General features: G+C 61.1%; 11 protein-coding genes. 8 read left to right on the top strand and 3 right to left on the bottom strand.

What is annotated here, in order from left to right:
• Positions 1–49: 49 nt before the first annotated feature.
• Together G473_RS28485 and G473_RS0122860 are read left to right on the top strand one after the other, a co-directional pair.
• A complete protein-coding gene (locus G473_RS28485) occupies positions 50–2002 on the top strand; it encodes an ATP-binding protein (protein WP_051330622.1) in 1953 nt (650 codons plus the stop codon).
• A 179-nt stretch (positions 2003–2181) separates the two neighbouring features.
• Positions 2182–2568 carry a hypothetical protein gene (locus G473_RS0122860; RefSeq protein WP_029015014.1) on the top strand — a complete coding sequence of 129 codons (387 nt, stop codon included), beginning with the start codon at positions 2182–2184 and terminating at the stop codon, positions 2566–2568.
• Between the two features lie 181 nt (positions 2569–2749).
• On the opposite strand, the gene G473_RS0122855 is transcribed toward G473_RS0122860, so the two are convergent.
• Positions 2750–3283 (bottom strand): hypothetical protein, encoded by a 534-nt coding sequence (locus tag G473_RS0122855; protein WP_029015013.1) that lies wholly within the window; start codon positions 3281–3283, stop codon positions 2750–2752.
• Between the two features lie 595 nt (positions 3284–3878).
• Here G473_RS0122855 and G473_RS0122845 point away from each other — a divergent pair.
• Both G473_RS0122845 and G473_RS0122840 read left to right on the top strand, forming a co-directional pair.
• The gene (locus G473_RS0122845) at positions 3879–4172 is read left to right on the top strand and encodes a type II toxin-antitoxin system RelE/ParE family toxin (RefSeq protein WP_210163386.1); all 294 of its coding nucleotides are present in this window, start codon (positions 3879–3881) and stop codon (positions 4170–4172) included.
• Complete coding sequence (locus tag G473_RS0122840) at positions 4169–4456, top strand: helix-turn-helix domain-containing protein (protein WP_029015010.1); 288 nt, start codon at positions 4169–4171, stop codon at positions 4454–4456. Before G473_RS0122845 ends, G473_RS0122840 begins: the two co-directional genes overlap by 4 nt.
• A gap of 44 nt (positions 4457–4500) precedes the next feature.
• Here G473_RS0122840 and G473_RS0122835 read toward each other — a convergent pair whose 3' ends face one another.
• Complete coding sequence (locus tag G473_RS0122835; protein ID WP_029015009.1) at positions 4501–5664, bottom strand: M20 family metallopeptidase; 1164 nt, start codon at positions 5662–5664, stop codon at positions 4501–4503.
• A gap of 23 nt (positions 5665–5687) precedes the next feature.
• Complete coding sequence (locus G473_RS0122830) at positions 5688–6947, bottom strand: Zn-dependent hydrolase (protein WP_029015008.1); 1260 nt, start codon at positions 6945–6947, stop codon at positions 5688–5690.
• 124 nt (positions 6948–7071) lie between these two features.
• On the opposite strand from G473_RS0122830, the gene xdhA reads away from it, so the two are divergent.
• From xdhA to G473_RS0122810, 4 genes are all read left to right on the top strand, one after another.
• A complete protein-coding gene (gene xdhA / locus G473_RS0122825) occupies positions 7072–8523 on the top strand; it encodes a xanthine dehydrogenase small subunit (protein ID WP_029015007.1) in 1452 nt (483 codons plus the stop codon).
• Positions 8520–10868 (top strand): xanthine dehydrogenase molybdopterin binding subunit, encoded by a 2349-nt coding sequence (xdhB, locus tag G473_RS0122820; RefSeq protein ID WP_084438557.1) that lies wholly within the window; start codon positions 8520–8522, stop codon positions 10866–10868. The genes xdhA and xdhB overlap by 4 nt, the downstream gene beginning before the upstream one ends.
• Positions 10865–11716 (top strand): xanthine dehydrogenase accessory protein XdhC, encoded by an 852-nt coding sequence (gene xdhC, locus G473_RS28480; RefSeq protein WP_084438555.1) that lies wholly within the window; start codon positions 10865–10867, stop codon positions 11714–11716. The genes xdhB and xdhC overlap by 4 nt, the downstream gene beginning before the upstream one ends.
• 185 nt (positions 11717–11901) lie before the next feature.
• Positions 11902–12288, top strand: coding sequence for a hypothetical protein (locus tag G473_RS0122810; protein WP_029015005.1), 387 nt, complete (start codon positions 11902–11904; stop codon positions 12286–12288).
• Positions 12289–12295 lie beyond the last annotated feature (7 nt).

The following is a 12295-nucleotide window of genomic DNA, read 5'->3' as shown; positions in this document are numbered from 1 at the left end:
GCGCTATGTTGGGCGGGTCAGCGCAACCGATAACGCAGGGCGTGGAGACATGAAACTCGAAGAAGTCGCTATCAGCGGTTTTCGTCGCTACCGCGAGACCGTCCGCATCCCGATTTCGCAGCTCACCGCCCTGATCGGACGGAACGACATTGGCAAGTCGACGGCCCTCGAAGCCCTTGACGCATTCTTCAACGGTACTATCGACATCGGCGACGCTACAGTCGGCGGCAGCGGGACGGCCACCGTAACATGTGTGTTTTCGGGACTGCCTGAGGAGATCATCCTTGATCGTGGGGCTATCACCTCCTTTAAGGCGGAGCACTTGCTGCGGGCGGACGACAAGTTGGAAATCCGCAAGAGCTGGGATCTTTCGGGAACGAAGCCGAAGGCGCCGACTGTCGCAGCATTCGCCAATGCCCCGACTGCGGAGAAGGCCGAAGGGCTGTTGGGTAAGAAGCAGACCGACCTTAAGAAACTCGTGAAGGAGTTGGGCCTGGAGGGAAACTGCGACCAGACCGAGAACCCCTCAATGCGAGCTGCGATTTACGAACACTGCAAGGGCAACGGGGGGCTTAAGCTGGAGGAGCGAGAAGTCGCCCTCGCGGGGACAGATGACGCCAAGTCCATCTGGGCTGCCTTGGAACGCCACCTGCCCTCATATGCTCTGTTCAAATCCGACCGTGTAAACAGCGACCAGGATAAAGAAGTGCAGGATCCGATGAAGCTAGCCATCCGGCGGGCGATGTCGGATATCGAAGACGAACTTGAGGGGATCGCCAAGAGGATCGAAACCGTTGCCGAAGAGACGGCGACCCGCACCCTTGAGCAACTGAGGGCGAGCTATCCCGAACTGGCCTCCACCCTTACGCCACGTTTTCGCAAGCCGAATTGGGACGGCGTGTTCAAATTGGATCTCGCCAGCGACGACGACGTCCCCCTCAATAAGAGAGGATCTGGTGTGCGACGGCTGGTACTGATGTCATTCTTTCAGGCTGAGGCCGGACGCAAGCGAACTGAACGAGAAAAGGCTCAGGGCGCGGCTACACCGATCATCTACGCTGTTGAAGAGCCGGAAACATCCCAGCATCCCGACAATCAGCGCAGGATCATTGAGGCTCTGATAGCCCTCGCGGACGCAGGCGACCAAGTGATTCTTACCACCCATGTTCCCGCCCTCGCCGGTCTTGTGCCCGTGGACAGTATCCGCTTCGTGGACACCTATGCGGCGACTGGGCTTCCCCGGGTTCGTTCAGGGACGGATGATGTGTTGGGGGAGGCGGCCGAAGCGCTTGGTGTGTTTCCCACTGCGATACGTCAAGGGCGGGAGGACCCAAACTTTCCAAGGGTCGCAGTTTGCGTGGAGGGGTATACCGACGAAAGCGCTCTCCGCTCACTGGCCAAGGTACTTGACACTGCGGGGGAGTTGCCCTTTGGTTTCGACCTGTCCAAGATTTTTTGGGTTTCGGGCGGCGGTAGCGCGCTTCACGCATGGGTTGAGCGGCGTTACCTGGATGCCTTGAACATCCCCCAAATCTACATCGTCGATTCCGATAAGACCACCGCCATTGGCCCGGTCAAGGAGGCGACCCTCAAACTCGCTGAAACGATCCGGAAACAAGGAAGCGGGCAGGTGGTCGTCCTAAAGAAGCGGGAGATCGAGAACTACCTGCATCCCGCTGCTATCGGCCGAGCAACGAATGGTATTGTCGATTTTGCCAAAGTGGTGGCGGACCTGGACTATTGCGACATGGAAGCTGAGTTCGACAACCACGTCCTGAAACGGATACATAATGGCGACTTCAAGATGTTTCCCGTCAACCACCAGCAGCAGAGTATCCCCATCAGGAAGAATAAGGCCAAAGAGATCATCTGCGCGTTCGTGATGCCGATGATGTCGGCGCCCGAACTCCGTGAACGCAGCGTGACCACCGGAGACGAAGGCGGTGAAGTCCACGAGATCATAGACGTCTTCGCTTTGATCGCTAATGCCTGCAATAGCTGATGCCTGCACGTGCGCTGCATATCCGTCACGAAGCTACCCCGCCCGTGCCAGGCCCGGAAGCTGCATCTGTGAAACGTGTCACAGGCGGCGACAGGCCGGGGCTTATCTTGGGCCACGTTCCAGTTTGTGAAACGTGGCACAGGGTGTCACCATAGGACCACAAAGTGAGGAGCGCCGACATGGCAGCGTCATTCCACATTCCTGGTCGGACGCCAGATGAGCAAGAAGCTCTCTATGTGAAGATGTCAGAGATGGTGCGTTCGCCCGTGCCTGTGCATGGTCAGCGCATTTCTTCCATCATATTTCAGCACAACGGCGACATATGGACCGCTACGGTCGGCCAACAGCTTCACGGCAAGGGAACAAGCGGGCGGCGCGGTCACGAGCGCGAAGTGCCCCTCTCAGATCCAGCCACTGTTCTGGCGATATTCCCGGGAAATCCCTATTTCGTGTTCACGGACAAGGGGCCGCACTTGGGCAATGCGCGGTCGATGTGGGAAAATCCTTTCATGGCGGGGCAGCCACTCTATATCGGCTACTTTGACGCCGGTCTGACCACAAGGTGAGGAAGCCGAGATGTCAGACTATCCCCTATTAGCCCCCTCCGATCGGTCGGCGCGGGCGCACGGGTAGGGCTGCACTCACAATCCGGGACGCCTGGGCGACGCTGAGGTCACTGGGTGATGCGACAACCATGACCACGGCGGGGGCGGTCACGGCATTTGGGGCGGCCTGTGTCGTGACCGTCTATGAGGCTAGCAAGGTGAAATGAAATCCTAATAAAGCCAATATAATGCCAATTATTTTGAATATTTTATCGCTTGTTTTTCGACTCATTACGTATCCAATAGCCACAAGAAATATAGATATAGGAATCATAATTACAAATATAAACAATCCAATAAATCCAGGCAAAACAAATACATAAAAAATAACTTTCACGACAGAAGCTGCAACTGAATCTTTTCCAAAAATATTTATGATTAAGCCGCCTAAAATTACTAAAACAATCGAAGATCCATAGAACCAATTAAACGAGACAACGCCCATCCCCTTCCAAATGTCAATAAAATCGTCGCCAGCCAAGAACAAAAACTTCTTCCCGTACTCCAAGCACTTTTCTTTCCCAATAACTTCGAATACCACAATCAACGCAGCCAGGAACTGAAACATCTGCCCCGCCCTATTCCACCAAATCACGGTGTGGCCAAATAAGGGACACTCATCGTAAACCTTCTTGCCGCTCAACCAAATTCCCCATGCGGCTTGCCACTCTTCCATTCAGATTCCCCCTCTTTGCGATGAGAATAATTCCCTTTTACTGTATAATATATAGAATATTATATTTTACGCGTTAAAATAAATGGGATTTCCGCCTTTTGAGCGCGATTTGGTGCGCTTTAAATAAAAAGCGATCTGCAATTCGTAGATGCTGACAAAATGGCGGTGACAAGATCATATCCAGACCACAAGGTGAGGGACCACGATATGGTTAGCGATGAAGAACTTACGGTATTGAAAGCCTTGATCCCAAACCGGGTCCGTAGCGCCGCGGATTGTGGTTGTGCCGGTGAGGTCATGTCCAGCCTCGAGCGTCGTGGCTTCGTGAGGATTGCTCTCCGGCCTCTCAGCGGCCCGACAAAGTATGCACTTACCGCCGTAGGGCGCGGAGCTGCACAGGGCCGGGTTGATTGAACGAACATCGATAGTTTCTGCCTCCAGAAGATCATCCTCCGCGTCTGTCATCATAGGACGCACATGAAACCGGTCGATCATCTCTAACTACGTCATTGATGTGCATGCGCCAATGACGTATAGCCCTCTCCACACTGTCGTCGAGACAGCGCAATTTGTCCGGGATGCCGCAAGTGCTGGAATGCCCGAGGTGGAGCGAAAGAGCTTCGTTGATCTTGTTGCCGCATCTCCGCAACAAGGTGTCGAGATCCAGGGATCGGGTGGTGTCAGGAAGATACGCATAGCCGGTCGTGGCAAAGGCAGGAGCGGTGGTTACCGGGCGATTGCCGCCTATTTCGGGCCTGATGTGCCGGTCTATCTCCTGGCTCTTTTGTCGAAAGGGGACAGGGCCAATTTCTCTGACGCAGAGATCGCCGCCTTCAAGTCCCTGACGACGCTTATCGCCAGACAATGGCGCGAAAGGAATGGAAAATGAGCAGCAGCGCCGACCGTATCATGCAGGGACTCCAGGAGGCGATTGCACATGCCAGAGGGGAGGATGTCCCTGGCCTGGTGGTACATGTGCCCGCCACGGTGGATGTGGCCTCGGTCCGCCGGCGGACGGGCATGTCCCAGGATATGTTCTCCCGCCGTATCGGGGTGTCGTTGGGAACGTTGAGGAACTGGGAGCAGGGTCGCCGAACGCCCGAGGGCCCCGCACGCGTCCTTCTGGCCCTGCTCGACCGAAATCCGCGGATCGTGGAAGAGACGCTGACGTGAACACGAGACGATGTTTCTAGCCCAGCGGTAGCGGCAATGCCCCGTCACCATAGGCCCCCCTCCAGCCCCAGCACCCGCTCCACCAGCCCTTCCAGGATGGCCGTCGCGGCGACAAGTTCATCCAGCGGCACGAATTCATTGGCGCGGTGGCCTTGCCAGCCGGCACCGGGGCCGAAATTGACGATTTCGATTCCGTCATCGGCGAAATAGCGCCCGTCGCTGGCCCCGGTATCCTTCAGGAAGCGGGCCGGTGCGCCGGTAACCTGCTGGATGGCAGCGGCCAGGGCGCTGACCAGCGGCCCGTCATGCGGGGCGCGGAAGCCGTTGGTGCCCGTCAACAGACGGCAGGAGAGATGTTCCGCCTCCGGATGGGCCTGCACGATGGCGTCGATCTCCCTGAACGCATCCTCCACCTTTTCTTCCGGCAGCAGGCGGCGGTCGATTTCCACCCGCGCGAAGCTGGGGACGACATTGGTGTTCTCGCCGCCCCGGAACAGGCCGACATTCAGGGTTGATTGCTGCTCCCCCACCTTGCGGGTCGCCAGCCGGGTGCGCATTTCCGCATCCAGGACCGTGACCAGACGCATCAGGCGCAGGATGGCATTATCGCCCGCATCCGGGTTGCCGGCATGGGCGGATTGGCCGCGCGCTGTCAGTTCCACCCACATCACGCCGCGCTCGGCGGTGATCAACTGGTTTTCCGTCTGGGTGCCGACCACCAGCATGTCGGGCTTTACGGCCCCGATCTCCCGCAGGAAAGAGGCACCGTCTGGCCCCAGATTTTCCTCGTCCCCGCAAAAGGTGAAGGTGATTTCCCCTTTCACGGGGCCGCCGCGCCGGGCCACCTGTTCCGCCAGCCAGAGCTGGGCCGCCATGGAGCCTTTGCAATTACCGGCCCCCAGCCCATGGACGCGGTTGTCAATCAGGGTGGCGACCAGCGGGTCGGTTTCCCACAAGGCCCGCTCCCCAATGCCCACCGTATCGGCATGGGCGTTGAAGACCAGCGAGGGGGAGCCATGGCCCATCCGGGCCACGACATTGGCGATTTCCGGCCGGTTGCGGTCCAGCACCTCCACCTGATAGCCGGCGGCGCGCAGCCGGTGGGCGGCATAATCGGCAATCGCACTGGTATCCCCCGGCGGGAAGGTGCTGGGGATGGCGATCAGGTCGGACAGGATGTCGAGGACGGGGTGGTCTTTGTGGGTCATGGATTTTGCTCCGCCTCTACCCGTCACACCGCCAGCCTTACCAGCGTTTCCGCCAGCACGGCGGCACCGGCATGGCAATGTTCGGGGCTGGCATATTCCACCTCATTGTGGCTGATCCCGTCCTTGCAGGGGATGAAGATCATGCCGGTGGGGCAGCGCGGTGCCATGAATTTGGCGTCGTGATTGGCACCCGACGGCATGTCCCGATGGCTCAATCCCAGCAAGCCGGCGGCATCGCGCACCGCTTCCACAACCAGGGGATCGAAATCCACCGGGGCGGTGGTGGAGGTTTCCTTCACCATCACGGTGCAGGGGGCGGCCAGGGAGTGGAGCAGCGGGGCAATGGCGTCGCCCTTCTCCTTCACCACGCCGGCATCGGGGTGGCGGAAATCAATGGTGAAGATCACCTTGCCCGGCACCGTGTTGGGGGAACCGGGCAGAACCTCGAACCGGCCGAAAGTGCAGCGGATAATATCGTCCGGATCGTGCATCAGATCGTTCAGCGCAGTGACCATGCGCAGCGCCGTCTGGAACGCATCCTTGCGCGCGCCGTGCGGTGTGGTGCCGGCATGGGCTTCCTGACCTGTCACCTCCACCTGGAACCAGCGGCTGCCCTGGATACCCTGCACCACACCGATGGTCAGCCCTTCGGCTTCCAGGCGGGGGCCTTGTTCAATATGGGCTTCCACATAGGCGGCGGCTGGCGTGCCGAAGGGGCGCGACGGCATGGGCGGGGCCAGGGCCAGGGTTTCAGCCAGCGCGTCGCGCACGCTGATCCCTTTGGGGTCGGTGCAGGCCAGCACCATTTCCAGGTCCATCTTGCCAGCGAACAGGGCCGACCCCATGCAATAGGGCTGGAAACGGGAGCCTTCCTCATTCGTCCAGGCCACCACCTCCACCGGGTGGCGGGTGGTGATGCCGGCATCCTCCAGCGCCTCCAGCACCTCAAACCCGGCCAGCACGCCATAGACCCCATCATAGCGCCCGCCGGTCGGCTGGCTGTCCAGATGGCTGCCGGTCATGACCGGTGCGGCATCGGGGTTGCTGCCGGCGCGGCGCACGAACAGATTGCCGATGCCATCGGTTGCCACATCAAAACCCCGCGCCACGGCCCAGCCGGTCAGCAGGGCACGGGCCTGCCCATCTTCCACCGATAAAGCCTGTCGGTTGACCCCACCTTTGGCCGTCGCCCCGATGCGGGCCATGTCGGCCAGCCTTTGCGCCAGGCGCGCCTGATTGACGAAACGGGAGACGGTTCCGGCGGGGGCGGGGGACAGGGCCATGCGGTCATTCCTGCGCTGATGGATGGAGAACAAAAATGTTGCATTGCATCATTGTTCTGTAAAGCGGCTTGACAGCGATCGTTTCCTGTTCTGCCATGCTTTCTTTTGGAACATACGGACGCCCATGGCCGATCAGATCCGTTTTCTCCATCGCGGGCAGGTGCAGCATCTGGGTGACTTCCCGCCCACACGCACCCTGCTTGACCATCTGCGGGAGGATCGGGGCCTGTGCGGCACCAAGGAGGGCTGCAACGAAGGTGATTGCGGTGCCTGCACCGTGGTGCTGGGCGGTCTGGAAGAGGGACGGCTGCGCTATCGCGCCGTTAATGCCTGCATCCTGTTCCTGTCCGCGCTGGACGGGAAGGAACTGGTGACGGTGGAGGATCTGGCGGGGCCGGATGGCGCGCTGCACCCGGTGCAGCAGGCGATGGTGGATTGCCATGGCAGCCAATGCGGCTTCTGCACACCGGGAATCGTGATGTCGCTTTTCGCACTTCAGGCGGAAGGCGGGGCCGTGGAGCGGCAGCGGGTGGACACGGCCCTGGCCGGTAATCTCTGTCGCTGTACCGGTTACCGGCCCATCATTGAGGCGGCCTGCCGTATGGGGGCTGATCCGGCACCGGTGGGAAAGGGGGCTGCAACGGAAGAATTGCTGCGCAGCATTCAGCGGCGGGAAACCGGCCAAATCAAGGACGGGAAGGTTCTGCTGCCAGCCAGTGCCGATGATCTGGCGGCCCTTCTGCTGCGCCATCCTGAGGCAAGGCTGGTGGCAGGGGGAACCGATGTCGGGCTGTGGGTGACCAAGCAGTTCCGTGATCTGGGTTTATTGATCCATGTGGGCGGTATTGCCGATCTACAGCGGATGGATGCTGCCGATGGCCGGCTGACCATTGGCAGCGCCGTCACCGTGGCCCGCGCCGCTGAAAGGCTGGGGGGCCTTTATCCTGAAATGGCCGAACTGTTTCGGCGGTACGGCTCGGCCCAGGTGCGCAACTCGGCCACGCTGGGGGGCAATATCGCCAATGGCTCCCCCATCGGGGACAGCATGCCGGTGCTGATCGCGCTGGGCAGCCGCCTTGTCCTGCGCCGGGGCGATGACAGGCGGGAAATGCCGCTGGAGGATTTTTTCCTGGCCTATCGGCGCACGGCCCTGACGGCGGGGGAGTTTATCGAGGCGATCCGTGTGCCCTTGCCCCGGCCAGACAGGCTGTTTGCCTGCTACAAGATTTCCAAACGCTTCGATCAGGATATTTCCGCCGTCATGGCCGGCTTCTGCCTGGATATGGCAGGGGGGAAGGTGGTGGCGGCCCGGCTGGCCTTTGGCGGCATGGCGGGCACGCCGCAGCGGGCGCGGGCGGCGGAAGCAGCCTTGACGGGCCGGCCCTTCGATGCGGAGACCGCCCGCGATGCGGCGGCGGCTTTGGCACAGGATTTCCAGCCGCTTAGCGATATGCGGGCCAGTGCCGCCTATCGGCTGGCGGTCGCCGGCAACCTGATTGTGAAATTCCAGTTGGCGCAGACGATGCCGCTGGGCGCGGTGCGCGTGACAAATTTCGCGCCGGGAGGTGAGGTATGAGTGCAGCCCGCCCCCTGCGCGCACCCGACCCGGTGCCCTTTCCCGCCACCCATCGCGATATCCGCCATGAAAGCGGTGCGGCCCATGTGACGGGCACGGCGCGCTATGTTGATGATGTGCCGGAACCGGCTGGCACCCTGCATGCGGCATTGGGGCAAAGTGCCCATGCCCATGCCCGCATCCTGTCCATGGACCTGTCTGCCGTGGCCTCATATCCCGGCGTGGTGGCGGTGATCGCGGCGGGGGATGTGCCGGGGGTGAATGATGTCGGCCCCGTGGTACCGGATGATCCGATCTTTGCCGAAAGTCTGGTGGAATATGCCGGCCAATGCCTGTTCGCCGTGGCGGCGACCAGCCGGCAGGCGGCGCGGGCGGCGGCACGGCTGGCCAAGGTGAAATATGATCCGTTGCCGCCCCTGGTGACCATCGCGGCAGCGCGGGCGGCGCAAAGCCACATCCTGCCGCCCAAGCGGGTGGAACGGGGCGACCCGGATGCTGCCATTGCCGCTGCCCCTTATCGCCTGTCCGGCCATATCGCCATGGGCGGACAGGACCATTTCTATCTGGAAGGGCAGATCAGCCTGGCCATACCGGGGGAGGGCGGGGATATGCACCTGCTCTGTTCCACGCAGCATCCATCGGAAGTGCAGCATCTGGTCGCCCGCGCCCTGGGCCGCCCTGACAATGCGGTGGTGGTGGAGGTGCGGCGCATGGGTGGCGGCTTCGGCGGCAAGGAAACCCAGGCCAGTCTGGTGGCCGCCGCCGCCGCCTTGCTGGCCGACCGCACGGGTCGGCCAGTCAAGCTGCGGCTGGACCGCGATGACGATATGGTGATGACCGGCAAGCGACATGATTTCGAAACCGGCTACAGCGTCGGTTTCGATGATCAGGGCCATATCCTGGGGCTGGACATCACGCTGGAATCGCGCTGTGGCATGTCCACGGATTTATCCGGTGCCATCAATGACCGTGCCGTCTTTCATAGTGATAATTGCTATTTCCTTCCTTCCGTCCGCATCACTTCCTACCGCTACAAGACCCATACCGTGTCCAACACCGCCTTCCGGGGGTTTGGCGGGCCGCAGGGGATGGTGGGGATTGAACAGGTGATGGATGATATTGCCCGCCATCGGGGGTTGGACCCGCTGGCGGTGCGGCGCGTCAATCTTTATGGCGGGCCGGGGCGTGACCTGACCCCTTATGGCATGCGGGTGGAAGATAATCTCGCCCCCGCCCTCATTGAAAAGCTGGCGGCGGAAGCGCGCTATGCGGAGCGGCGGGCCGCCATCGCCGCCTTCAATGCCACATCGCCGGTGCTGAAGCGCGGGCTGGCACTGACACCGGTGAAATTCGGTATCTCCTTCACCACGTCTTTTCTGAACCAGGGTGGGGCGCTGGTACATCTTTATGCCGATGGGTCTGTGCTGCTGAACCATGGCGGTACGGAGATGGGGCAGGGGCTTTACACCAAGGTGGCGCAGGTGGTGGCCGATGCGTTCGGCATTGGGCTGGACCGGGTGCGGATCAGCGCCACGCGCACGGATAAAGTGCCCAACACCTCCGCCACCGCGGCATCTGCCGGCACCGACCTTAACGGCATGGCCGCCTATAATGCCGCCATCACGATCCGGGACCGGCTGGCCGCCTTCCTGGCCAACCGCTGGGATGTGGCGGCGAAGGATATCCGTTTCGTGGACGGGATGGCCATGGCGGGTGGGCAGACGGTTTCGTTCGACGATCTGGCCCGTCAGGCCTATCTGGCGCGGATATCCCTGTCTGCCACCGGTTTCTATGCCACGCCCAAGATCGACGTGGATAAGGAGACGCTGATCGGTCGCCCCTTCTATTACTTCGCCTATGGCGCGGCCTTGTCAGAAGTGGTGATCGACACGCTGACGGGGGAACATAAGCTGCTGGCGGTGGATATCCTGCATGATTGCGGTCGTTCGCTGAACCCAGCCCTGGACAAGGGCCAGATTGAGGGTGGTTTCATCCAGGGCATGGGCTGGCTGACCATGGAAGAGCTGGTCTTTGATGATCAGGGTCATCTGCGCACCCATGCCCCTTCTACGTATAAGATACCCGGCTGCGGGGACGTGCCGGACCATTTCAATGTCACGCTCTATGACCAACCCAATGGGGAGGAGACGATCCATCGGTCCAAGGCGGTGGGGGAACCGCCGCTGATGCTGGCAATTTCTGTCCTGCACGCATTGAAGGATGCGGTGGCTGCTGCCGGTGGCAGCGGGCCGGTGCAACTGGATGCGCCGGCGACACCGGAACGGGTGCTGATGGCGGTGATGGAACGGCAGGCAACCGGCCCCTTGGCGGAGGGAACGGCGTGAGCGGCGGCGATTGGATACAGGCCCTGGCCGGCTTCGACCGGCGGGGGGAGGCGTGCGTGCTGGTTACGGTGACAGAGGCGGCAGGCTCCACCCCCCGTGCGGCGGGGACCAAGATGCTGGTGGGGGCGGACAGCGTGCATGGCACCATCGGCGGCGGGGCGTTGGAATTCACCGCGATTGAGATGGCGCGCGCCATGCTGGACCGGCGGGAGGGGGAGATGCAGACACATTCCCTGCCGTTGGGTCCCGCGTTGGGGCAATGTTGCGGCGGGCGGGTCAGCGTCATGCTGGAGCCGATCCTGCCGCCGCCGCTGCGGGTGCTGCTGTTCGGCGCCGGCCATGTCGGCCGCGCGCTGGTTACCATCCTGGGCACGCTGCCGGCCCGCGTGGTCTGGGTGGATAACCGCCCGGACATGTTCCCGACCACCCTGCCGGACAATGTAACCGCCCTTGCCAGCGACCAGCCGGAGGAGCAGGTGACATTGCAAGCCCGGTTCACCCATGTCCTGGTCATGACCCATGATCATGCGCTGGATTACCGGCTGGTGCGAACGGCGCTGGCGGGGCCTGGTCCGGCTTTTGTCGGCTTGATCGGATCGGCCACCAAACGTGCGCGCTTTGTCCGTCGCCTGACGGCGGAGAAAATCGACACCAGCCGGCTGATCTGCCCGATCGGATTGCCGGCGATAAAGGGCAAACATCCGGGTGAAATTGCGCTGGCGGTTGCGGCCCAGATCGTCACCCGACCTCTCGAAGTTACCGCGACTGCGAAAAGTAGTATTGTTACAAACAAAACTGCCTGTGATTCTTGCGGTAACTCTAATTCTTGTCATGCAGATAGTGCATAGTCGGTAATATGGTTACCGAGTTTATACATGCAGAATCTGCTTTTCGCTGCGACGCAACATCCCTATAGTGCAAAGCACAACAACGGGACGCATCTTAAAGCCGGTTCCGAATTTACATGGGGAGCGAACGTACAAGGCCCGAAATCGGTGGCAATCCCGCCCCGTTCAGCTTTGTGAGTATCGCTATGAAGAAGCTCTATTCCGCTCTGTTCATTTCCGCCCTGGCCCTGCTCGCCGCTGGTCAGTCCCAGGCCAATCCGGCCGCTGTCAACCGCGCTTGCGGTAAGGCTCCGCAGGCCCCGGCCCTGATCGAAGGCAAGTCCGCCAGCGAGCAGGCCATGCGCTCCACCGCTGCTTCGGTCCGTGGCTTCGCCAAGGAATCCATTGGCTACCTGACCTGCCTGGACAGCCATCCGGTTTCCTCCAGCTACCTGTCGCAGCCGGCTTATCGCGCTTCCATGGCCGCCATGCGTGACCAGGCTGCCGATCGCCTGGAAATCACCGTGAACAGCTACAATGCTGAACTGCGTGCTTTCAAGGCGCAGCAGTCCCAGGTTGCTGCCACGAACTGATGACAGA

The sequence above is a fragment of the Niveispirillum irakense DSM 11586 genome (genome assembly GCF_000429645.1).
Lineage (GTDB): Bacteria > Pseudomonadota > Alphaproteobacteria > Azospirillales > Azospirillaceae > Niveispirillum > Niveispirillum irakense.
This window is presented reverse-complemented; position numbering and strand designations above follow the sequence as displayed.

Coding starts and splice junctions, on each gene's coding strand:
- G473_RS0122830 (WP_029015008.1), bottom strand. CDS start 6,947: ATGGCCCTGTCCCCCGCCCCCGCCGGAACCGTCTCCCGTTTCGTCAAT.
- G473_RS0122810 (WP_029015005.1), top strand. CDS start 11,902: ATGAAGAAGCTCTATTCCGCTCTGTTCATTTCCGCCCTGGCCCTGCTC.
- G473_RS0122835 (WP_029015009.1), bottom strand. CDS start 5,664: ATGACCCACAAAGACCACCCCGTCCTCGACATCCTGTCCGACCTGATC.
- G473_RS28485 (WP_051330622.1), top strand. CDS start 50: ATGAAACTCGAAGAAGTCGCTATCAGCGGTTTTCGTCGCTACCGCGAG.
- G473_RS0122855 (WP_029015013.1), bottom strand. CDS start 3,283: ATGGAAGAGTGGCAAGCCGCATGGGGAATTTGGTTGAGCGGCAAGAAG.
- xdhB (WP_084438557.1), top strand. CDS start 8,520: ATGAGTGCAGCCCGCCCCCTGCGCGCACCCGACCCGGTGCCCTTTCCC.
- G473_RS0122840 (WP_029015010.1), top strand. CDS start 4,169: ATGAGCAGCAGCGCCGACCGTATCATGCAGGGACTCCAGGAGGCGATT.
- G473_RS0122860 (WP_029015014.1), top strand. CDS start 2,182: ATGGCAGCGTCATTCCACATTCCTGGTCGGACGCCAGATGAGCAAGAA.
- xdhA (WP_029015007.1), top strand. CDS start 7,072: ATGGCCGATCAGATCCGTTTTCTCCATCGCGGGCAGGTGCAGCATCTG.
- G473_RS0122845 (WP_210163386.1), top strand. CDS start 3,879: ATGCCCGAGGTGGAGCGAAAGAGCTTCGTTGATCTTGTTGCCGCATCT.